This is a genomic window from Paraburkholderia sediminicola, assembly GCF_046027825.1.
Classification (GTDB): Bacteria; Pseudomonadota; Gammaproteobacteria; order Burkholderiales; family Burkholderiaceae; genus Paraburkholderia; species Paraburkholderia sediminicola_D.
In genome coordinates, this window is sequence record NZ_JAQQDU010000027.1 from 74266 (window position 1) to 95023 (window position 20758).

Consider the following 20758-nt stretch of genomic DNA (forward strand, 5'->3'; position numbering starts at 1 on the left):
CCGGTTGCGTTTTTTCTTCATCAAGACCATAGGGACGAACCATGTTCCGCTTTGTTTTGCGCCGCATCGGCATGGTGATACCGACGTTCATCGGCATCACGATCCTCGCGTTTGCGCTGATTCACCTGATACCGGGCGACCCCATCGAAGTGATGATGGGCGAGCGCGGCGTCGATCCCGCCATGCATGCCGCCGCGCTGCATCGACTCGGGCTCGACGAGTCCTTGCCGATGCAGTACATCCACTATGTCGGCCGTGCCATGCACGGCGACCTCGGCACCTCGATCATCACCAATACCAGCGTGATGGGCGAATTCCTCGCACGTTTTCCCGCCACCGTTGAACTGGGGTTCTGCGCGATGCTGTTCGCGCTGATCGTCGGCTTGCCGGCGGGCGTGTTCGCGGCCCTCAGGCGCGGCACGGTGGTCGATCACGGCGTGATGGGCACGGCGCTGACCGGCTACTCGATGCCGATCTTCTGGTGGGGCTTGATCCTCATCATGTTTTTTTCCGTGGACCTCGGCTGGACGCCGGTGTCGGGCCGCATTGCGGTCGAATACGACATTCCGCACGTCACCGGCTTCATGCTGATCGACGCGTTGATGTCCACCGACGAAGGCGCGTTCAAATCCGCGCTCAGCCATCTGATTTTGCCGGCCATTGTGCTCGGCACGATTCCGCTGGCGGTCGTCGCGCGGATGACGCGTTCGTCGATGCTCGAAGTGCTGCGCGAGGACTACATTCGCACGGCGCGTGCGAAGGGCTTGTCGCCTGCGCGGGTAATCATTGTGCATGCACTGCGTAACGCGCTGATTCCGGTCGTGACCGTAATCGGCTTGCAGGTCGGCACGTTGCTGGCCGGCGCGGTGCTGACCGAGACGCTGTTTTCGTGGCCAGGTATCGGCAAGTGGCTGATCGACGCGATCGGCCGGCGCGACTATCCGGTGGTGCAGGGCGGTATCCTGATGATCGCTACGCTGGTGATCGTCGTGAACCTCGTCGTCGATCTGTTGTACGGCGTGCTGAATCCGCGCATTCGCCATACGAGGTAAGAATATGAACCCCCACGCAAACTTGCGTTCGCTGCCCCCCGAGGGGGCGCATGCCTCCCTTGAGGCGGCTCGGCGGGAGGCATGAAAATGGCAGACATTCAAAATACAGTCCCCCAGTCGGTGACGCCGCCCAGCGGCCGCGCCATCGCCGCCCGCGAATTCTGGGCGAATTTCTCGCGTAACCGCGGTGCGGTCGGCGCCGGCATCATCGTGCTGACGCTGATTTTCATCGCGATCTTCGCACCGTTGATCGCGCCACATAGCCCGATCGAGCAGTATCGCGACTTCGTGAAGATCCCACCCGCCTGGCTCGACGGCGGCAACTGGAAGTTCATTCTCGGCACCGACGAAGCGGGCCGCGACATCCTCTCGCGTCTGATGTATGGCGCGCGGTTGTCGTTCTGGATCGGCTTCGTCTCGGTGGTGCTCGCGCTGATTCCGGGCATCGTGCTCGGCTTGATCGCAGCGTTTTTCGAGAAGTGGGCCGATACGCCGATCATGCGCATCATGGACGTGCTGCTCGCGTTGCCGTCGCTGCTGCTGGCCGTTGCGGTGGTCGCGATCATCGGCCCGGGTCTCGTCAACACGATGCTGGCGATCGCGATTGTCGCGTTGCCGGGTTATGTGCGTTTGACGCGTGCTTCGGCTCAGGGCGAATTGCAGAAAGAGTATGTGACGGCTTCGCGCGTTGCGGGCGCAAGCACGCTGCGTTTGATGTTCTCGCAAGTGCTGCCGAATTGCACCGCACCGCTGATCGTGCAGGCTACGCTGGGCTTTTCGTCGGCGATTCTCGATGCCGCGGCGCTCGGCTTTCTCGGTCTTGGCGTGCAACCGCCGTCGGCGGAGTGGGGCGCGATGCTGGCCTCGGCGCGCGACTATATCGACAGCGCCTGGTGGATCGTCACGATGCCGGGTCTCTCCATCCTGATCTCGGTGCTCGCGATCAATCTGCTCGGCGACGGGCTGCGCGACGCACTCGATCCCAAACTGAAGCGGATGGCCTGACATGACCAATTTATTGACCATCCGCAATTTGGCGGTGGATTTCAACGGCCTGCCCGCTGTCGATCGGATCAACCTCGATGTCGCGCAGGGCGAAGTCGTCGGCGTGGTCGGCGAATCGGGTTCGGGCAAGAGCGTGACGATGATGGCGCTGATGGGCCTGATCGACGCGCCGGGCAAAGTCACGGCGGATGAGGTCACCTTCAACGGCAAGAATTTGCTGAAGGCCTCGGCGAGAGAACGCCGCAAGATCATCGGCAAAGACATCGCGATGGTGTTCCAGGACGCGCTCACCAGTCTGAATCCGAGCTACACGGTCGGCTATCAGATCAAGGAAGTGCTGAAGCTGCACGAGGGCTTGCGCGGCAGTGCGCTGGACAAGCGCGCGTTGGAGTTGCTCGACCAGGTCGGCATTCCCGATCCGAAAGGCCGTATCGGCTCGTTCCCGCATCAGATGTCGGGTGGCATGAACCAGCGCGTGATGATCGCCATGGCGATTGCCTGCAATCCGAAGCTGCTGATCGCCGACGAACCGACCACCGCGCTCGACGTGACGATCCAGGCGCAGATCATGGAGTTGCTGATCAAGCTGCAGAAGGAACGCGGCATGGCGCTCGTGCTGATCTCGCACGATCTGGCGGTGGTGTCCGAGGTCGCGCAGCGCGTTGCGGTCATGTACGCTGGCGAAGTGATCGAAACCAACCGCGTGCCGGACATCTTCGCCGCGCCGCATCATCCGTATACGGAAGCGTTGCTGGCGGCGATTCCCGAGCACAATGTCGGCGCGGTAAGGCTCGCGGCCCTGCCGGGCATGGTGCCGGGGCGTGACGATCGTCCGAAAGGGTGTCTGTTCGCACCGCGCTGCAAGTATGTGGTCGACGATTGCATGAAGGCGCGCCCGGCATTGGCGCCGATGCAAGATCACGCCGAGGTGGCGCGCGTGCGCTGCATCAAACCCCTGAACCTGAGCGGCGACGCCAACGTTCACACCCATGGAGGCGCACGATGAACGCAGTATTCGAAACGCGGCGCCAGTCGGACCATGCGGGCGATCACGTGCTGGTTGCCGACAAGCTCGCGCGTTACTACACGGTGAAGCGCGGGATGTTTAGCTCGGGCACGGTGAAGGCGTTGAACGGGGTGTCGTTCGCGCTGGAACGCGGCAAGACGCTGGCGGTGGTCGGCGAATCCGGTTGCGGCAAATCGACGCTTGCCCGTCAGCTCACCATGATCGAAGCGCCCAGCGCGGGCCGCCTGCTGATCGATGGAGAAGACGTGGCCGGCGCCGATCACGCGAAGATCGCCGCGCTGCGGCGGCGCGTGCAGATGGTGTTTCAGAATCCGTTTGCGTCGCTGAATCCGCGCAAGACCGTCGAGCAGACGCTCGGCGAGCCGCTCGCGATCAATACGCAACTGAGCACGACTGAACGCGCCGAACGGATCGCGCAGATGATGCGCACGGTCGGTCTGCGTCCGGAGCATGCAAAACGTTATCCGCATATGTTCTCGGGCGGTCAGCGGCAACGCGTGGCCATTGCGCGGGCGATGATCCTCGATCCGCAGATCGTGGTCGCCGATGAGCCGGTGTCCGCGCTCGACGTGTCGATCCAGGCGCAGATTCTCAATCTGTTCATGGACCTGCAGGAGCAGTTCAAGACGAGCTACGTGTTCATCTCGCACAACCTGTCGGTGGTGGAGCACATCGCCGACGATGTCATGGTGATGTACTTCGGCGGCGTGGCGGAGCTCGGCGACAAGAAACGGATTTTCTCGAAGCCGCGTCATCCGTACACGCGTGCGCTGATGTCGGCGACGCCTTCGATCTTCGAAGCGGATCGCACCATCAAGATCAAGCTGCAAGGCGAAATGCCGTCGCCGCTGAATCCACCGTCGGGCTGCACGTTCCATCAACGCTGCCCGTACGTGATCGACCGGTGCCGCAGCGAAGAGCCGAAGTTGCGTGAAGTGGATGGCCGTCAGGTGTCGTGTCACCGCGCCGAGGAGGTGGGGGACATGGATGCCTGATGCAATGGCGGCGCGTCGTCTTACGCGCCGCTTGCGTGATGGTGGCCGCCGCGCTCCTTTTGCGCGGCGCTGGGGAGCGCGTGCACTGACCGGTGCCGCGCTCCTCGGCGTTTGTTCTGTTTTTCACCTGAACGCGGGGCCGATCGGCGTCGCGTATGCCGCTGGAGCGGCCGCCAATACGCCCGCTCAAGCGGGGCGGCCGACGATGCCGGTGCCCAATCTGCCGGCACCGCCGCGCGCCACCTTGCCGGGCTTCAATCCGCCACCCGCTACGCCGGGCACCACGGCGAGCGGTCCGGTGCGCACGCAACCGGCGCGTATGCCGTTCTATGTCGCGACGCGTGGCACCACAACCATCTACGTGCTCGGCACCTTGCACGTCGGCGACCCTGCCGACTATCCGGCCACGCAACCGTTCCGCGCGCCGATTCTCGGCGCCCTGGTTGCGTCACCGACGCTGGCACTCGAACTCTCACCCGATGAACTGCTGGTCTCGCAAGACGACGTCTCCAAGTACGGCATCTGCCGGCGCGACTGTCTACCGGGCCTGCTACCCGATCCGTTGTGGCGCAAGCTGGCCTTCCGCCTGCGCGGCAATCCCGCGGCGCTGGATGAAATCAAGAAGATGCGACCGTGGCTCGCTTCGCTGGTGGTGGAAACCTACGACTCGCTGAGTGCCGGATTGCAAACCGAGTACGGTACGGAAGCCCAACTGCAGAACGTCTATATCAGGACGCGCGGCAAGATCGTCGGGCTCGAGACCTTGCCCCAGCAGATGCGCGCGTTCACCGGACTCACGCTCGCGCAGCAGCGTGAAATGCTTGCGCAGGACCTGGTGCAAACGCCCGCGGAAAACGTCGACGATGTGAAGACCTTGCATCGGCTGTGGCGAGTCGGGGATGCCGATGCGATCGCCGCATGGCAGGCCGCGAAGTCCGAAGTGTTGGCGCGCGACAAGCGCATCTCCGACCAGATCGACAACAGGATCGTGTACGAGCGCAACCGGCGCTTCGTGTCGCGGATGCTGCTGATCGCCGCACCGAACAAGCCGGTGTTCGTGGCGATCGGCGCATTGCATCTGGGAGGCCGCAAAGGCGTGCTGCAGTTGTTGCGGCAACACGGATTTGTGGTGGATGCGGGGTGAGTCGCGTCCCAGTCTGACGCTCGACGTGCGATGTGGCTGATCACAGTCTTAACCGGGGTAGGCCGTTCGGCCAGAATAGGAACCGGTATTTGAACAACCAGTCCGATGCTTGCGTGTGCCGTGAACTGCTCGCGGCGCACGCGGCCATAGCTGCCTCTGCGTGCTATGATGTATGTACAGATGTCAATACATATGCTGTGTGCGGTTTGAATGGGACGAAGTCAAGAATCAAATCAACATCCGTAAGCATGGCATCGACTTCAGAGACGCTGTCGACGTGTTCGATCATCCCGTGCTGACGGCGATAGACCAGCGGGAAGACTACGGTGAGGATCGCTGGATCGCGCTAGGCTGGATGGTCGCTATCGTAGGCGTGGTGGTGTATGTCGAACGCAGTGCGGATGTGATCCGGATCATTTCGGCCCGCAAGGCGACAAGGCACGAAGTGAAACGCTACAAGGACAGCGTCTGGAATTAAGTGGCACCGGGGCAATCGTTGCAAACAAGCAGAGGCGAGATTATGGGTAAGACATCAGGAACCGACTGGAAGCGACTTGCAAAGGCAGGCGACGCGCAAATCGACACGAGCGACGTGCCTGAATTGGGCGACGACTTTTTTGACCGGGCTGAGTTGCACGTTCCGCCGAAACAGGCTGTCACGATGCGCCTGGATGCGGATGTGCTGGAGTGGTTCAAAGGGCAGGGAGCGGGGTATCAGACGCGCATCAACAAGTTGTTGCGTGCCTACATGCAGGCGCAGCAGCGTCGTCGCCCTTAAGGCGCGGCGCCGCGGCATTCAGTCTGCACCAAAGGGTTGAGAAGGCGCCGCGCAGAAACGTCTGAAATCCGCGCGGCGCGGGTTTTATAGACTACCGTCGCGCAGGTCTTCTGACACACGCAGTACCACGGGCGCCCAATCGCCCAGCGTCGTCTGGCGGAACAATTTCATCGACGGATACCACGGCGAATCGCTGCGGTTTTCGAGCCAGCGCCAGTCCGAGTTGGCGGGCAGCAGCACCCACACCGGCTTGCCCAGCGCGGCCGCCAGGTGCGCCACGCCGGTGTCCACGGCGATCACCAGATCGAGATTCATGATGAGCGCGGCGGTGTCGTCGAAGCTATTCAGATCGGCGGTGAAGTCGTGGGCGCGGAAAGCTTCGGGTGCATTGCCCAACTGCGCATGCGCCGGGCCCTTTTGCAGTGCGTACCACGCGACGTTCTCCACCTTGCTGAGCGCGCTGAGGTCGGCCAGCGCCATCGACCGGTAGCGGTCGTTGCCGAACGTCGGGCTGCCGGCCCACACCAGACCCACTTTGCGTTTTGATTTTTCGCCTGGTCCGATCCGTTTGCGCCACGCCTTGATGTTCGCTTTGTCGGCGAACAGGTAGGGCATTTCTGCTGGAATGGTTGACAGGTCGGTGCCGACGCACGACGGCACGCTCATCATCGGCACCCAGAAGTCGTACTGGCCGTCGGGCTTGCCGCTAAACGCGCGGTGGACGCCCGGGATGCGCTCAACTAGCGGCAGCAGTGGCTCGCGCACGCAGATATCGACCGTGGCGCCGAGTTGTTCGAGCACGCGTGCATAGCGCAGGAACTGGAAATGGTCGCCGAAGCCCTGTTCGCCGACGAGCAACAGTCGGCGCCCGGCGAGCGGTTCGCCATGCCACTCGGCCACACCGGGAACCGCGATCGCCTCGTAATCGTGCTTGCGCCAGCGCATTGCATACTCGGCCCAGCCTTGCTTGTAATCGCCGCGTTTGAGCAGCAGCCACGCGAGGCCCTGGTGCGCATCCGCATAGTGGGGATCGAGTTCCAGCGCATGGCGATAGAAACCTTCCTCTTCGTCCAACCGACCTGGCGCGCCGAGCGATCCACCGAGGCAAACCAGATTCGTGGGGTTCGGCTTGAATGCGACCGCACGCCGGTATTGCGATTCTGCGCCGGCGTAGTCGCCGAGCTTGCCGATCAGGCTGCCCAGGTTGATGTGCGCCTCGGCGTAGTCGCCGCGCAATGCCAGTGCCCGTTCGAAACTCGCGATGGCCGCGACGTGCTCGCCTTGCGCGTTGTGGGCATTGCCCGCGTTGAAATGCGCTTCCGCCGAGCGCGGGTCGAGCGCCAATACGTGTTGATAGCAGACCAGCGCTTCATCGTAGCGGCCCAGCTTGTTCAACGCCGTGCCAAGGTTCAGATGCGCATCGACCAGCGACGGATTCACCGCCAACGCCAGCCGATACTGCCCGATCGCTTCGTCAAACGCACCTTGCGCTTGCAGCGCGACCCCGAAGTTGTTGCGTGCGTCGGCGAAATCCGGCTGCAACTGCAACGCCTGGTCATAGCAGATCATGGCTTCCTGGGCATGGCCGAGTGCGGCAGCCACGAGGCCGCGGTTGCTCCAGCAGATGGCGTCAGTGCGATCGAGTTTGAGCGCTTCGCTCATCAACTCGGCGGCGAAGACGTGGTCGCCGCGCTGATGTTGCAGCACGCCGAAATAGTGCAACGCTTCGGCATGGGCGGGATCGAGTGCGAGGGCTTCGCGGTAGAAGGGCTCGGCGTCATCGAACCGGCCGGCCTGGTGCGCTTCGAGCGCGGCGTTGACCAACGAGGCGAGGTAGGTGTTGGGCGGCGTCTCGGCGCGCGCGCTGTCGGGCTGGGATGAGTGTTCCATGAGAACCTGCTGGAGAGCGCCGGTGGCAAGCGTTGCGCGCGCCGGCGCATGTGGATAGGAGACCATCCACGAGCTTATGTCCGTAAACCTTTCCTGACGATCGGACGCTTCCTAAATCCGCGGCGCCTGTTTCGCCGCGGGTAGATGCGCCTGAGCAGTTCATGAGCGTCGCGCGATTGCCCGCTACCGGCCGCCGCAGAGCGCTCGAAGCGCGGTACTTTCGGAGCGGTCCTACAGACTGACCACATGGTGCCGCAGATAATTCGGCGTTCGATCGAACTTGCACGCTCCCTCACGCCCCCGCGGGCCTACCGTCGTCAAAGTGTTCAAGCGCCGATCCGATCTCACCATTCACGGCCCCCCGCCGACTGCTCAACGCACACTTCTCGCCGCCCATGCCAACGCTTCCCTCATTGCTGTCCGAAGACATCGCGACCTGGTACGACGAGGCCGAGCAGGCGCGTCAGGCGGGTCAGGTCGATACAGCGCAACGGCTCCTCGATCGAATCCTTGCCAGGGCCCCCAACCATGTTGGCGCCCTGTACGCATACGGCGTGTTGGCGTTCCAGTCGAAGCAGATGGAGTCAGCTCAAAGCTGGATCGAGCGCGCGATCGAAGTTCAACCGGATCCGGCCTTATACAATTTGCTGTGCCTGATCCAGATCAGATTGGGTGCTCTCGCCAACGCCAGACAAACGGCCCAATGGGGTCTTGCGCTCCAACCCGACTTACCGTCGCTCAATTACTTTCTGGCGCTAGTCCTGCAGGTGCAGGGACACGCAGGGGAAGCAGCGCTTGCCTATCGCAGAGTGCTTGAACTTGAACCGGACCATCAGTTGGCCCACGCGAACCTGGGGGCCGTTGCCAATCACCTTGGCGAATTGGACGAAGCAGAGCGGCACCTGCGGCACGCCCTCGAGCTCGATCCGGCCTATCTCGGTGCGCGCAGCAACCTTGCCACCGTCTTGCAGGCGACGGGTCGATATGAAGAAGCATGGCCTTATTTCGAAGACCGCTGGGCAAATATGGTGGATGAGGAAGGGCGTCCCACGCCAGAACGCCCGCACGTGGCGCTGCCGCAATGGAATGGCGAGAATCCGAACGTCAGCCGTCGCGCGAACGGTATGCCGGTTCGGGGCCCGCGCCTGTTGGTCTTTCATGAGCAGGGGTTTGGCGACAGCCTGCAGTTCGTGCGCTATCTGCCATTGGCACTCGAACATTTTTCGCAGGTCGGCTACATCTGTCCGCAACCCTTGAAGCCCCTTTACGAGCAGTCGTTCGGTCAGCGCTGGCCGGGTGTCGTGGTGCTCGACAATGTCGAGCCCAACTTCGACGAGTGGGACTGGTATTGCCCGCTGATGTCGTTGCCAATGGCGTTCGGCACACAGCTGGACAACATTCCGGCCTTCACCTATTTGTATGCCGATGCCGGGCGTGCTGCAGCGTGGCATACCCGGCTGGCTGCCTTACCGAACCCTGATCTGCCGCGCGTAGGCGTGGTGTGGGCCGGTGGGCATTCAGGTTTTACCGCGGACAAGGTGCGCAGCATCACGTCCGCGCAAATGGCGCCGCTCCTCGCCATGCCGCATATCCGCTGGATCAGCCTGCAAAAGACTGACGACCCGGCGAAGCGTCCCGACCCGGCCGTTGATGCATGTTTGACAAACTGGATGGATGAAATCGACGACTTTGCAGCGCACGGCTGCGCTAATCGAGAACCTTGATCTGGTGATCTCGGTCGATACCTCGGTCGCGCATCTGGCCGCCGCAATGGGTAAGCCGGTCTGGCTGCTCAACCGCTTTTCCGGCTGCTGGCGCTGGCTGCGCGATCGGGAGGATAGTCCCTGGTATTCTAGCGTGCGAATCTTCACCCAGCCGCAGCAAGGTAACTGGGACGATGTGCTCGAGCGGGTCACTGCGGCGTTGAAGCAGACCTTTCCGCCACAAGGTGTGGCGCGATGATCCGCGCAGCCCCGGTTACCCGGTCAATCACGCGTCTTAATCTGGCCCATCGTTTTACGCGGGCGCACACCGCCGCTTCAGCCCGCCTGTTCGAACACGTTGTTCGTCCAGGTTTGCCGAAGCGGCGAGTCAAGATTCCTACAAGAACATCAAGAAATTCAGCAGGAAAATATTCACGACGAGCAAGGTGAGCGCGGTGGGTATCTGCACCTTGATCACGGCGTTCTTATCCGGCAATTCCAGCAAGGCTGCCGGCACCATGTTGAAGTTCGCGGCCATCGGCGTCATGAGCGTGCCGCAGTAGCCACTGAACATGCCGATCGCGACCATCACAGCCGGATTGCCGTGAAACACGCCGACCAGGATCGGCACGCCGACGCCGCCCGTCATCACTGGAAACGCGGCGAAGCCGTTGCCCATCACCATCGTAAACAGCGCCATGCCGATGCAGTACACGGCCACCGCGATGAAGCGGTAGTCGAGGCTGATATAGGCCGTGGTCACGTGAGCGACGGCCTTGCCAACGCCGGCGTCGGAGAACACGAGGCCGAGCATGCCGAGCATCTGCGGCAGCACCGCGGCCCATGACAACGCGTCGACCAGGCGGCGCGCTTCCTTCATCGACTGGCCGACGGTGTCACGCGTCAGCACGCAGGCAATCGCTAGCGCGATCACGCAGCCGATCCCGAAGCCGATCAGCGTGACGTTTGCCTTTTCGATCAGCGGCATCCCGCCAAAGATCAGATGGCTGGCCGACAAGGTGATGATCACGGTGACGACCGGAATCGTCAGCGCGGGCACGAACAACTTGTTGCCCAGACGTGCGGCGCTAGCCTTGCGCGCTTCCAGCGAAAGCACCTTCGGCTTGGCCGCGGTCACACCGCCAAAGCCCGCAATCAGCGCCATCACGATCACCAGCACGCCGACCACGGAGGGCGGCAGCTTGTCGCCGATCAGGAAGATCAGCGCATAGAGAATCCAGAAACCACCGGCGGTGAAACGGCGTGGATGTTCCTTATCCGTGACGATCATGCCGCCGATAACGAGCAGCACCACGCCCAGCAGCCAGAAGAGATAGGTAATCGTGAACGTCATGCTTTGTCTCCCGCGGCCGACTGCGTCGGCGAACCGGCGGCCGCATTGCCGCGCAATTCGCGCTCCAGCGAGCGGTCGAGCAGATACAGGCGGAAGCCGTGGATGATGAACGCGCAGATCGCAGTCGGAATGCCCCAGACAGCAACGTGAATCGGCTCGACGACGATGCCGGCTTCTTTCAGGAAGGTTGTCATCAGCACGATTGCGCCGAAGGCGACGAAGATGTCTTCGCCGAAGAACAGGCCGACGTTATCGGTCGCTGCGGAGAACGCGCGCAATTTGAAACGCACCGCGTCGCTGATTTTGCCGAAGCGGGTTTCGGTGGCGCCTTCGGCCATCGGCGCGATCAGCGGACGCACCATTTGCGGATGGCCGCCGAGACCGGTCAGGCCGACAGCGGCGGTCAGCTCGCGCACCAGCAGATAGACGATCAGGAGACGTCCGGCGGTCGCGGCCTTGATGCCGCCGATCCACGCTTGCGCGCGCTCGCGCAGGCCATGCCGCTCCAGCAAACCGATCACGGCAAGCGGCAGCAGAATGATCAGCGGGATATTGCGGGTCTTGATGAAGCCGGTGCCTATTTCAGCGAGAATCTTTTCGGGCGGGAAGTGCGCGGCCAGTCCCGTGATAATCGCGGCTACCGCCACGATCAGCATTGGATTGAACCGTAATAAAAAGCCGACGATGATGACGGCCACGCCAATGAGCGGCCATAGACTGACTGTTGTCTGCATCTGGATCTCCAAACAGGGTTTCAACCTCACCGCTTGTGGCGGCTAACGTGGGCCGGCGGCAGGGGACCCCGCGCCGTCTTGCTGCTACGGCTCTTGATGGCCGCATTGCTTCGACTACATCTGCACCTGCATCTGCTGCTTATTTGCTGCTCATCTGCTGGTTGACGGCGGCACTGCAATGAGTCCGGCACCTGGCAAACGCCCCGCGGGGCGGGGCGTTCAGGGCTTGGCAAGGGGTTGAATCGCGCTGTCTGGTTCGCGTGAGTCCGCGCGCGGGTTAGACGCTCGCGGCGCCGGCCGCGTGTACTTCAATACCGGCGTCCTGTAGCGCGCTGCGGATGCGCCGCGCGAATGCCAGTGCATGCGGGCCGTCGCCGTGCAGGCAGATGGTCTGGGCGTTGAGCGGCACCCACTGTCCGTCGACGGCTTGCACGCGGCGCTCGCGCACCATGGCGAGGGTGCGCGCCAGCACCACCTCTTCGTCGTCGAGCAGCGCGCCCGGCTCCTTGCGAGGCACGAGCGACCCGTCGGCGCGATAGCCGCGGTCGGCGAAGACTTCTTCGACGGCAATCAGGCCGGCTTGCCGTGCAGCCGTCACGAGTCCGCTGTTGGCGAGCGCGAACACCGCCACCGAGGGGTCAAAATCGTGAACCGCCGAGACGATCGCGTCGGCGATCCTGGCGTCGCGCGCGGCCTGGTTGTACAGCGCGCCGTGCGGCTTGACGTGCGCAATGCGGCCGCCCTCGGCCTGAGCAATCGCCGACAGTGCGCCGAGTTGATACAGCACCCCGGCGTAAATATCGTTGGCCGGCAGATCCATTTCCTTGCGGCCGAAATTCTCAGGATCGTTAAAGCTGGGATGCGCGCCGATCGACACGCCTTTTTGCACCGCCCAGCGCACGCAGTCGCGCATGGCGTTGGCGCCGCCCGCGTGCCAGCCGCACGCGATGTTGGCCGAGCTGACGAGGTCGAGCAGCGCCTCGTCGGAGCCGCAACCTTCGCCGAGGTCGGCGTTCAAATCGATTTCCATGGTGTTCCTCTACGTAGTGTTACAGCGCTGCGGCCGCCGGCTGGCGCGCGCAGCGTTCTTCGTGCATGGCAATTGCGGCGTCGATCTGCCGCAAATACGTGCGTTCTTCCAGTAAAGCCTGGCGCGCCTCATAAGGCGTCGTCGGGATGAAGCGGATGGCGGCGTTCAGGCGAACCTGCGCGAGCTTCCATAGGTCGGCCTGGATTACGACGCCGATCTTCGGATAGCCGCCGGTGGTTTGCGCGTCGCTCATCAGCACGATCGGCTGGCCGTTCGGTGGAACCTGAATCGTGCCAGGCAATACCGCGTGGGAGAGCAGATCGCTTTTTTGGGTGCGCTTCAGTTCCGCGCCGGCGAGGCGGTAGCCCATGCGGTTGCTGTTCGGTGTGACCAGCCATTCATCGGACCAGAACGATTCGCGCGCTTCTTCAGTGAAGCTGCCGTATTCGGGGCCTCGCAACACGCGGATCGGCACAGCCCACGGCACGCCCGACGGATGCCGGCCGCGCCGCAGCGGCTCGTGGACCAGCACGAACTTGCACCAGGCGGGCGCCTTCACGCCGAATTCCGGCGCTTCGGGGGTAAAGCCGAGGTGGCCGCGTTGCAGCGGCGCGCCGACCGGCAGGCGATCGCCGTCGCGCAGCGCCCGGCCGCCAAGTCCGCCGAAATGGCCGGCGAGATCGGTGCTGCGCGAGCCGAGCATGGGCAAAACGTCGACGCCGCCCGCGATGCAGACATAGCCGCGCATTCCGCGCTTCGCCGCTTGCAGCACCAGCTCCTGGCCGGCCTGCACCGGCAGGCTCCACCATGAATAGACCGGCTTGCCGTCGAGTGTCGCGCCGAATTCGGTGCCGGTAATGGCCACGCGTGTGGCGCGCAGAAAGCGCAGCACGGTCGGGCCGAAGGTGATTTCCAGGCCGGCCGCATCGGGCCGGTTGCCGACCAGTCGGTTGCCGACTTCGAGCGACAGACGGTCGAGCGCGCCCCCCATCGCGACGCCGAGGTGCCGGTAGCCGTGACGGCCGAGATCCTGAATCGTGGTCAGGAGACCCGCGCGAATCACATCGATCATGCGTGTATCCCCGCGACGGTAAAGCGCACCCGGTCGCCCGGTTGCAAGAGTGTGGGCGGGCGGCGCGCCGGATCGAACAGCGGCAGTTCGGTGCGGCCGATCAACTGCCAGCCGCCGGGGGAGGTCGCCGGATAAATGCCAGTCTGCTCGCCGCCGATGCCGACCGAACCGGCCGGCACTTCCAGCCGCGGAGACGCCCGACGCGGCGTGTGCAGCGCTTCGTCGAGCCCGCCCATATAGGCGAAGCCCGGCTGGAAGCCGAGGAAAAACACCACGTACTCGCCTTCTGCATGACGTTGCACCACCTCACGCACGCTCAGGCCGGTGTGATTGGCGACCGCTTGCAGATCGGGGCCGAATTCGCCGCCGTACTGCACCGGAATTTCGACTTCGCGGCCGGGTGCGGGCACGTCGCTCACCGCGTTCCAGGCTGCTTGCAATTGGCTCACGAGCGCTTCGCGGTCGGCTTCGAGCGGATCGAATACGAGCGTCAGATTGTTCATACCTGGCACCACCTCCAGCACATGCGGCCAGTCGCGCGCGGCCTCGGCTGCGGCCCACACGCGCCGCTGGCAGTCCAGTGTGGCGGGCGGCGCGGCTTCGCAGACTAGCGCGGCATCGCCGAGCGGAAAGATTCTTGGTTGGCTCATCGCTTAGTGGCCCAGGTCGAGTCGGAAATGTCGAGCATATCGGACCCTATGGATATTTATCGGCATACGGTGCACGATGATTGAAGCGTACATTATCAATAAAATATCAACAAATTCTCAATAAGCGTTTTCGCCAGGCTCCCCGGAATGGGCTGCTCGTCGTACACTCCCGACACCTTTCCATCCTGTTTCCCGAGAAACTTCACCATGTCTCGCCACCCCACCAAGATTGTTTCTTCGGAACATCTCGTGTCCGACACAAGCGCGGAGCTGTCCGAGCTCGAGTACGCACTCATCATGGCGGGCAATGCATTCAACCGGTGGATGGTGCGCTGCATGTCAGCCGCGGGCGAAAAGGACATGACCGCGATCGAAGTGTCGTTGCTGCACCACGTCAGCCATCGCGAGCGGCGCAAGAAGCTGGCGGACATCTGCTTCGTGCTGAACATCGAAGATACCCACGTCGCCACCTACGCGTTGAAGAAGCTCGTAGCTAGAGGGTATGTAAAAAGCGAAAAGACCGGCAAGGAAGTGTTCTTCTCGGCGACCGATGCGGGCCGTGAGCTCTGTCTGAAATACCGCGAGGTGCGCGAGAGCTGCCTGATTTCGACGCTGAAGGAGAGTGGCCTGACCAATGAGCAGATCGGCGAGGCGGCGCAACTGATGCGCAACGCGTCCGGACTGTACGACACGGCCGCACGGGCGGCGGCGTCTTTATAACGGGTTCGGCTTCGGCGGCTGATGAAGGATGCGGCGCGCCTCAAACGCTTAATCCGCCGGATGGGGATAGAGGCCGGCTTCCGTCACGATCCGATCGAGCGGGATGTCGTGGGCTTCGCGCTGTAACGCGTCCGTGCGGCACGCTTCATAGGCGACACCGACCGTGACCGGCTTCTTCGCCCCCGGCCATCCGGCCAGTGTGCGGTCGTAGTAACCGCCGCCGTAGCCGAGCCGGAAACCGTCGGTGTCAAAGCCCACGCACGGCACGAACAGCAGATCGGGGACCACCACGCGCCCCGACGTGGGCTCGGCGATCTTGTGATGGCCGATCTTCATCGGCGTATCGGGCGCCCATGCGTGAAATTCCAGCGGCACGCCACGTTGCTTGACGACCGGTAAGCTCGCCTCGCGTTGTGCATCTGCCGCAAGCCAGATCGCCATCGCGGCGCGCGCGTCGAACTCGCCCGACAGCGGCCAATAGAACCCGACGCTGCGCGCGCCATAGTGCTTCAACGTGTCGAGAATGCGACGGTTGAGCGCCACGTTATGCGCCGGCTCGGAAGCCGCTTGTAGCCTTGCTTCCAATAGCATTCGACGCAGCGCCTTTTTCGATTCTGCGACAGGGTTGCATGCTATGCTTGGGTCCAATTCGCGCTCCAGAAACAACGATGTCAATACGCCTCTATCGAGTATATCGCGCGGCCGGTCTGGCGCTTGCCGCTGCGGCACTCGTCGCGTGCAGCACGGCCTCCGCCGTCAAGCCCGTTCCCCTTTCGCAACTCACGAACGACGACCAGATCTTCGTCCAGCTTCGCGAAGCCGCCCGCACGAATGATGCGGCGCGCGCAGCGCAACTGGCGAGCATGATCCCGAATTATCCGGCGCCTTCGTATCTGGAGTATTTCCAGCTCAAGCCGCAGTTGTTCGATTCCAGTGGCCATGCGCGCATTGACGCGCCGGATGCCCCGGTGCTGGCGTTCCTGCAGAAGTACGACGGCCAGGCCATCGCCGACCGTCTGCGCAACGACTACCTCACGGTGCTCGGCGCGCGTCACGACTGGCCGAACTTCGATCAGCAATACGCGCGTTTCGTGCTGAACGACGATACCCAGGTGAAGTGCTACGCGCTTGAATCGCGTGCCGCGCGGGGTGAAAACGTCGCCGACGCGGCGCGTGCGCTGCTGGTTGATCCGAAGTGGTACGGCGACGGCTGCGTCGACCTGGTCACTTCGCTGGCAGTCAACCAGCAATTCAGTTCCGACGACGTGTGGCAACAGATCCGTCTCGCGTACGAGCAGAATTACACCAGCACCGGCAGCAAGCTCGTCGATGCGCTCAACAATCAGCCGCCCGATCCGGTGCTGTTCGGCCAGGCCACGAATACGCCGCCGTTGCTGCTGGCGCGCGGCGTCGGTCCGGATACGCAGTCGCACCAACTCGCGCTGCTCGCGATCACGCGCATGGCGCGCAACGACCCGGCCATGGCCGCGGCCACGTTCGCGTCGGTGGCGCCGGCGCTGAGCTCGCCCGAGCGCGCAATCGGCTGGGGCACGATTGCCTATCAGGCCGCCACCAAGCAGATGCCGAGCGCGGTGGACTGGTACCGGCTCTCGGTGAATGCGCCGCTGTCGAACCCGGCGTACGAATGGCGCACCCGTACCGCGCTGCTCGCGGGCGACTGGACGATGGTGCGCTGGTCGATCGAACAGATGCCGGCGGCGCTGCGCAATCAGCCGTCGTGGGTGTACTGGCATGCCCGCGCGCTCAAGCAGGCCGGCGACACGGCCACGGCCAACCAGGAATTCGCGTCGATCTCGCAAGGCTTCAACTTTTACGGCCAACTGGCTTCCGAAGAACTCGGCCAGAAGATCACGGTGCCGCCTAAAACGACAGTGACCGACGCCGAAATCCAGCAGGCCGGCAACACGCCGGGCTTCGATCTGGCGCAGCGTTTCTATGCGCTGAATCTGCGGCTCGAAGGCAATCGCGAATGGAACTGGCCGCTGCGCAACATGAGCGACCGGCAACTGATCGCCACTGCCGAATACGCGCGCCGTATCGAGCTGTATGACCGTACGGTCAATACGGCGGATCGCACGAAGAGTGAGCACGATTTCTCGCTGCGCTATCTGTCGCCGTTCAAGGATATCGTTGAGCGCGACGCGCAGTCGAATGGGCTTGATGTGGAGTGGGCGTACGGGCTGATTCGCCAGGAATCGCGCTTTATCATGAATGCGCGCTCGGAAGTCGGCGCGAGCGGTTTGATGCAACTGATGCCGGGTACCGCGCAACTGGTGGCGAAAAAGATCGGGCTCGGTCCGATTTCGCGCGAGCAGATGAACGACATCAACACCAACATCCTGCTTGGTACGAACTATCTGTCGATGATCTACAATCAGTTCGACGGTTCCGCCGTGCTGGCCACCGCAGGCTACAACGCGGGCCCCGGCCGTCCGCGCAACTGGCGGCAATCACTGCAGCGTCCGGTTGAAGGCGCGATCTTCGCTGAGACGATTCCGTTCAACGAAACGCGCGACTACGTGAAAAATGTCTTGTCCAACACGGTCTACTACGCGGCATTGTTCGAAGGCCGTCCGCAATCGCTGAAGGCGCGGCTGGGTTATATCGCGCCGTAAGCGCCGTGCCGCCGCCGCGTCAGTTTGATGCGGCGGTGCGCCACGCCAGCCGTTGCCGCGGCTTCCACCAGGGAGTCGAGAAATGCGACATAAAGCCATTGCGATCATCGGCGGTTCCGGATTTATCGGCAGTCATCTCGTCAACGCCCTGGTTGAAATGGGCAAAGACGTGCGCATCGCCACCCGGCGGCGCTACAACGCCCGCCATCTCACCCTGCTCCCCATCGACGTGATCGAAGCCGACGTGTTCGATCCGGTGCAACTCGCGCGCTTCGTCGAAGGCACCGATTGCGTCATCAACCTCGTCGCCACGCTGCATGGCAAACGCGGCACGCCTTATGGCCCGGAATTCGCACGCACGCACGTCGAATTACCGACAAAAATTGTGGCGGCTTGCGAAGGCAAGGGCGTGCATCGGCTAATTCATATCAGCGCGCTCGGCGCCGACTCGAACGGGCCCAGCATGTATTCGCGCTCGAAGGGTGACGGCGAAAAGGCCGTGCACGCGGCGAATCTGGCATGGACGATTTTCCGGCCGTCCGTGGTGTTCGGTCCCGAAGACCAGTTCCTCAACAAGTTCGCGTTCCTGCAACGCGTCTTCCCGGTGATTCCGCTTGCCATGCCGGATGCGAAATTTCAGCCGGTGTACGTTGGCGACGTGGCGAAAGCGATCTGCAACGTGCTCGATCTCGATGCAGCCGGCGGCCATACCTACGAGCTGGGCGGCCCGACCGTCTATACACTCGAAGACCTCGTCAAGTATTGTGGCGATGTGATCGGCCGGCATGCGCGAATCATTCGCCTGCCGGAAGCATTGGCGCGTTTGCAGGCGTTGACGTTTGAAATGGCACCAGGCGAACCGGTGATCTCGCGCGACAATCTCGATTCGATGAAAATCGACAACGTGTTGAGTGGACCGCTTGCGCCTGAACTTGGCATCGAACCCGCCAGCATCGAAACGATCGCCCCCGTGTATCTGACCGGCGCATCGACGCGCTCACGCTTCGACACGTTTCGCGCCAGCGCAGGGCGCTAAACCTTTTTATCTTCCCTCTTATAGACGAACGATGAAACTGCTTATCGGTGACAAAAACTATTCGTCATGGTCGTTGCGTCCGTGGCTGCTGGTCAAACATTTCGGCATTCCGTTTGAAGAGGTGCTGATTCATCTGAATGAATCCGGCACGAAGTCCGCGATTCTGGCTCATGCGCCGACGGGTCCGGGTAAGGTGCCGTGTTTGGTCGACGAAGACGGATCGGCGACCTGGGATTCGCTGGCGATCGCCGAGACGCTGGCTGAGCGCTTCCCGCAGCATGCGCTGTGGCCGCGCGACCCGGCGGCGCGTCGCCACGCGCGCTGCGTGAGCGCCGAGATGCATTCGGGCTTCGGCGACTTGCGCTCGAACATGTGGATGAATATTCGCGCGTCGTTCCCGGGCAAGAACGCCACGCCGGGCGCGCTGGCCGACATTGCGCGCATCGACTCGATCTGGAGCACGTGTCTCGATACCTACGGCGGCCCTTTTCTGTTCGGCGAGTTCAGCATTGCCGACGCGATGTACGCGCCGGTCGTGATGCGCTTCAACACGTGGCAACCGGCGCTCTCTGAAGCCGCCGCGGCTTACGCGCGTCGCATCACGGCCTTGCCGGCGGTGAAGGCATGGATCGACGACGCGCTGCACGAAACGCACGCGGCTGCCTACCTGGACGAATGCCCATGAATATCTACGCGGTCGGCGGAGCGATTCGCGACGAGCTATTGGGCGTGCCCGTACAGGACCGCGATTACGTGGTGGTTGGCGCGACACCCGAGCAGATGGTGGCGCAGGGCTATCGTCCGGTGGGCAAGGATTTCCCGGTGTTCCTGCATCCGCAAACGCACGAGGAATACGCGCTCGCGCGCACCGAGCGCAAGACCGCGGCGGGTTATCACGGCTTCCAGTTCTTTTACGCACCGGACGTCACACTCGAAGAGGATCTCGCTCGCCGCGACCTGACGATCAACGCGATGGCGCGCGAGATGCGCCCGGATGGCGAACTGACCGGCCCGGTGATCGACCCGTTCAACGGCCGGGGCGATTTACAGGCGCGGCTCTTTCGCCACGTCAGCGATGCGTTTCTTGAAGACCCTGTGCGGATTTTGCGGATTGCGCGGTTCGCGGCACGCTTTGTGGATTTCACCGTTGCACCGGAGACGATGGCGCTGATGCGCAAGATGGTGGCCGACGGCGAGGTGAATGCGCTGGTGGCCGAGCGCGTGTGGCAGGAGGTGTCGCGTGGGTTAATGGAGAAGAAGCCGTCCCGGATGTTCGAGGTACTGCGGGAGTGCGGCGCGTTGGGCCGCATTCTGCCGGAGATCGATGCGTTGTTTGGTGTGCCGCAGCGGGCTGATTATCACCCGGAAGTGGATACGGGCGTTCATGTGATGATGGTGATCGACCATGCCGCGCAGCAGGGCTACGCGTTGCCAGTTCGGTTCGCGGCGCTCATGCACGACCTAGGCAAAGCGACCACACCGGACGACGTATTGCCTCGGCATATCGGGCATGAGGGGCGCAGTGTGGATTTGCTGAAGCCTTTATGCGAGCGGCTACGGGTGCCGAATGAATGCCGCGATCTGGCGCTGCTGGTCGCGCGGGAGCATGGGAATATTCATCGCGTGATGGAGATGGGCGCTGCCGCGTTGGTGAGGTTGCTCGAGCGCAGCGATGCGATTCGGAAACCTGCGCGGTTTGCTGAAGCTTTGCAGGCTTGCGAGGCGGATGCGCGTGGGCGGCTTGGGTTTGAGATGCGGGAGTATCCGCAGGCCGAGCGGCTGCGGGTAGCGCTTGTTGCTGCGCGCGGTGTCGATGCTGGTGCTGTGGCTAAGCGGCTTGCAGACGCACCTGCTGGGATTAAGGATGCGGTGCATCAGGAGCGCGTTCGCGCTGTTGAAGTGGTTCTTGTATAAGGGGTTTGGGTTTGCCTG

Annotated in this window: 21 protein-coding genes; 14 read left to right on the top strand and 7 right to left on the bottom strand. The window is 62.9% G+C overall.

The features are described 5' to 3' along the window. Positions 1-41: 41 nt before the first annotated feature. From PQQ96_RS16910 to PQQ96_RS16940, 7 genes are all read left to right on the top strand, one after another. A complete protein-coding gene (locus PQQ96_RS16910; protein WP_408293850.1) occupies positions 42-1052 on the top strand; it encodes an ABC transporter permease subunit in 1011 nt (336 codons plus the stop codon). An 87-nt stretch (positions 1053-1139) separates the two neighbouring features. Continuing rightward, positions 1140-2057 (top strand): ABC transporter permease subunit, encoded by a 918-nt coding sequence (locus tag PQQ96_RS16915; RefSeq protein ID WP_408293853.1) that lies wholly within the window; start codon positions 1140-1142, stop codon positions 2055-2057. A gap of 1 nt (position 2058) precedes the next feature. Then, a complete protein-coding gene (locus tag PQQ96_RS16920; protein ID WP_408293856.1) occupies positions 2059-3063 on the top strand; it encodes an ABC transporter ATP-binding protein in 1005 nt (334 codons plus the stop codon). Next, positions 3060-4079 (top strand): peptide ABC transporter ATP-binding protein, encoded by a 1020-nt coding sequence (locus tag PQQ96_RS16925; protein WP_408293859.1) that lies wholly within the window; start codon positions 3060-3062, stop codon positions 4077-4079. Before PQQ96_RS16920 ends, PQQ96_RS16925 begins: the two co-directional genes overlap by 4 nt. Further along, a complete protein-coding gene (locus PQQ96_RS16930) occupies positions 4072-5223 on the top strand; it encodes a TraB/GumN family protein (RefSeq protein ID WP_408293862.1) in 1152 nt (383 codons plus the stop codon). The genes PQQ96_RS16925 and PQQ96_RS16930 overlap by 8 nt, the downstream gene beginning before the upstream one ends. A gap of 199 nt (positions 5224-5422) precedes the next feature. Beyond that, positions 5423-5701, top strand: coding sequence for a BrnT family toxin (locus tag PQQ96_RS16935; RefSeq protein WP_408293864.1), 279 nt, complete (start codon positions 5423-5425; stop codon positions 5699-5701). Then, positions 5702-6001, top strand: coding sequence for a BrnA antitoxin family protein (locus PQQ96_RS16940; RefSeq protein WP_408293866.1), 300 nt, complete (start codon positions 5702-5704; stop codon positions 5999-6001). A gap of 84 nt (positions 6002-6085) precedes the next feature. Here the strand turns inward: PQQ96_RS16940 and PQQ96_RS16945 are convergent, their stop codons facing one another. Further along, a complete protein-coding gene (locus PQQ96_RS16945) occupies positions 6086-7891 on the bottom strand; it encodes a tetratricopeptide repeat protein (protein ID WP_408293868.1) in 1806 nt (601 codons plus the stop codon). A gap of 395 nt (positions 7892-8286) precedes the next feature. Here PQQ96_RS16945 and PQQ96_RS16950 point away from each other — a divergent pair, with 395 nt between their 5' ends. Then, positions 8287-9615 (top strand): tetratricopeptide repeat protein, encoded by a 1329-nt coding sequence (locus tag PQQ96_RS16950; protein WP_408293870.1) that lies wholly within the window; start codon positions 8287-8289, stop codon positions 9613-9615. Continuing rightward, positions 9566-9853, top strand: a complete 288-nt coding sequence (locus tag PQQ96_RS16955; protein ID WP_408293872.1) for a glycosyltransferase family 9 protein — start codon at positions 9566-9568, stop codon at positions 9851-9853. The genes PQQ96_RS16950 and PQQ96_RS16955 overlap by 50 nt, the downstream gene beginning before the upstream one ends. Before the next feature lie 138 nt (positions 9854-9991). On the opposite strand, the gene PQQ96_RS16960 is transcribed toward PQQ96_RS16955, so the two are convergent. The 5 genes from PQQ96_RS16960 to pxpB all read right to left on the bottom strand — a co-directional run bounded on the left by PQQ96_RS16960 (position 9992) and on the right by pxpB (position 14434). After that, a complete protein-coding gene (locus tag PQQ96_RS16960) occupies positions 9992-10948 on the bottom strand; it encodes a DUF979 domain-containing protein (protein WP_408293875.1) in 957 nt (318 codons plus the stop codon). Further along, positions 10945-11682 carry a DUF969 domain-containing protein gene (locus PQQ96_RS16965; RefSeq protein WP_408293878.1) on the bottom strand — a complete coding sequence of 246 codons (738 nt, stop codon included), beginning with the start codon at positions 11680-11682 and terminating at the stop codon, positions 10945-10947. Before PQQ96_RS16965 ends, PQQ96_RS16960 begins: the two co-directional genes overlap by 4 nt. 277 nt (positions 11683-11959) lie before the next feature. After that, positions 11960-12712, bottom strand: coding sequence for a 5-oxoprolinase subunit PxpA (gene pxpA / locus PQQ96_RS16970; protein ID WP_408293881.1), 753 nt, complete (start codon positions 12710-12712; stop codon positions 11960-11962). Positions 12713-12731: 19 nt separating this feature from the next. Beyond that, on the bottom strand, positions 12732-13784 hold the full coding sequence (locus PQQ96_RS16975; protein WP_408293883.1) for a 5-oxoprolinase subunit C family protein: 1053 nt from the start codon (positions 13782-13784) through the stop codon (positions 12732-12734). Beyond that, positions 13781-14434, bottom strand: a complete 654-nt coding sequence (gene pxpB / locus PQQ96_RS16980) for a 5-oxoprolinase subunit PxpB (protein ID WP_408293886.1) — start codon at positions 14432-14434, stop codon at positions 13781-13783. The genes PQQ96_RS16975 and pxpB overlap by 4 nt, the downstream gene beginning before the upstream one ends. Positions 14435-14641: 207 nt before the next feature. Between pxpB and PQQ96_RS16985 the strand changes: the two genes are divergently transcribed. After that, entirely contained in the window at positions 14642-15154 is a 513-nt protein-coding gene (locus PQQ96_RS16985) for a winged helix DNA-binding protein (RefSeq protein ID WP_054040851.1), read from the top strand. 48 nt (positions 15155-15202) lie between these two features. Here the strand turns inward: PQQ96_RS16985 and PQQ96_RS16990 are convergent, their stop codons facing one another. Beyond that, positions 15203-15745, bottom strand: a complete 543-nt coding sequence (locus PQQ96_RS16990) for a 5-formyltetrahydrofolate cyclo-ligase (protein WP_408293889.1) — start codon at positions 15743-15745, stop codon at positions 15203-15205. 77 nt (positions 15746-15822) lie between these two features. Between PQQ96_RS16990 and PQQ96_RS16995 the strand changes: the two genes are divergently transcribed. From PQQ96_RS16995 to PQQ96_RS17010, 4 genes are all read left to right on the top strand, one after another. Next, positions 15823-17790 carry a lytic transglycosylase domain-containing protein gene (locus PQQ96_RS16995; protein ID WP_408293892.1) on the top strand — a complete coding sequence of 656 codons (1968 nt, stop codon included), beginning with the start codon at positions 15823-15825 and terminating at the stop codon, positions 17788-17790. A gap of 82 nt (positions 17791-17872) precedes the next feature. Further along, positions 17873-18826 (top strand): complex I NDUFA9 subunit family protein, encoded by a 954-nt coding sequence (locus PQQ96_RS17000; RefSeq protein WP_408293895.1) that lies wholly within the window; start codon positions 17873-17875, stop codon positions 18824-18826. Positions 18827-18857: 31 nt separating this feature from the next. Continuing rightward, positions 18858-19511 (top strand): glutathione S-transferase family protein, encoded by a 654-nt coding sequence (locus PQQ96_RS17005; RefSeq protein WP_408293897.1) that lies wholly within the window; start codon positions 18858-18860, stop codon positions 19509-19511. Next, positions 19508-20740, top strand: coding sequence for a multifunctional CCA addition/repair protein (locus PQQ96_RS17010; RefSeq protein WP_408293900.1), 1233 nt, complete (start codon positions 19508-19510; stop codon positions 20738-20740). The genes PQQ96_RS17005 and PQQ96_RS17010 overlap by 4 nt, the downstream gene beginning before the upstream one ends. The last annotated feature ends 18 nt before the right edge of the window (positions 20741-20758 follow it).

What these genes read in the sequence shown, in the direction of transcription:
- PQQ96_RS16910 (WP_408293850.1), top strand. Translation starts at nt 42, where the DNA reads ATGTTCCGCTTTGTTTTGCGCCGCATCGGCATGGTGATACCGACGTTC.
- PQQ96_RS16915 (WP_408293853.1), top strand. Translation starts at nt 1,140, where the DNA reads ATGGCAGACATTCAAAATACAGTCCCCCAGTCGGTGACGCCGCCCAGC.
- PQQ96_RS16920 (WP_408293856.1), top strand. Translation starts at nt 2,059, where the DNA reads ATGACCAATTTATTGACCATCCGCAATTTGGCGGTGGATTTCAACGGC.
- PQQ96_RS16925 (WP_408293859.1), top strand. Translation starts at nt 3,060, where the DNA reads ATGAACGCAGTATTCGAAACGCGGCGCCAGTCGGACCATGCGGGCGAT.
- PQQ96_RS16930 (WP_408293862.1), top strand. Translation starts at nt 4,072, where the DNA reads ATGCCTGATGCAATGGCGGCGCGTCGTCTTACGCGCCGCTTGCGTGAT.
- PQQ96_RS16945 (WP_408293868.1), bottom strand. Translation starts at nt 7,891, where the DNA reads ATGGAACACTCATCCCAGCCCGACAGCGCGCGCGCCGAGACGCCGCCC.
- PQQ96_RS16950 (WP_408293870.1), top strand. Translation starts at nt 8,287, where the DNA reads ATGCCAACGCTTCCCTCATTGCTGTCCGAAGACATCGCGACCTGGTAC.
- PQQ96_RS16955 (WP_408293872.1), top strand. Translation starts at nt 9,566, where the DNA reads ATGAAATCGACGACTTTGCAGCGCACGGCTGCGCTAATCGAGAACCTT.
- PQQ96_RS16960 (WP_408293875.1), bottom strand. Translation starts at nt 10,948, where the DNA reads ATGACGTTCACGATTACCTATCTCTTCTGGCTGCTGGGCGTGGTGCTG.
- PQQ96_RS16965 (WP_408293878.1), bottom strand. Translation starts at nt 11,682, where the DNA reads ATGCAGACAACAGTCAGTCTATGGCCGCTCATTGGCGTGGCCGTCATC.
- pxpA (WP_408293881.1), bottom strand. Translation starts at nt 12,712, where the DNA reads ATGGAAATCGATTTGAACGCCGACCTCGGCGAAGGTTGCGGCTCCGAC.
- PQQ96_RS16975 (WP_408293883.1), bottom strand. Translation starts at nt 13,784, where the DNA reads ATGATCGATGTGATTCGCGCGGGTCTCCTGACCACGATTCAGGATCTC.
- pxpB (WP_408293886.1), bottom strand. Translation starts at nt 14,434, where the DNA reads ATGAGCCAACCAAGAATCTTTCCGCTCGGCGATGCCGCGCTAGTCTGC.
- PQQ96_RS16985 (WP_054040851.1), top strand. Translation starts at nt 14,642, where the DNA reads ATGTCTCGCCACCCCACCAAGATTGTTTCTTCGGAACATCTCGTGTCC.
- PQQ96_RS16990 (WP_408293889.1), bottom strand. Translation starts at nt 15,745, where the DNA reads ATGCTATTGGAAGCAAGGCTACAAGCGGCTTCCGAGCCGGCGCATAAC.
- PQQ96_RS16995 (WP_408293892.1), top strand. Translation starts at nt 15,823, where the DNA reads ATGTCAATACGCCTCTATCGAGTATATCGCGCGGCCGGTCTGGCGCTT.
- PQQ96_RS17000 (WP_408293895.1), top strand. Translation starts at nt 17,873, where the DNA reads ATGCGACATAAAGCCATTGCGATCATCGGCGGTTCCGGATTTATCGGC.
- PQQ96_RS17005 (WP_408293897.1), top strand. Translation starts at nt 18,858, where the DNA reads ATGAAACTGCTTATCGGTGACAAAAACTATTCGTCATGGTCGTTGCGT.
- PQQ96_RS17010 (WP_408293900.1), top strand. Translation starts at nt 19,508, where the DNA reads ATGAATATCTACGCGGTCGGCGGAGCGATTCGCGACGAGCTATTGGGC.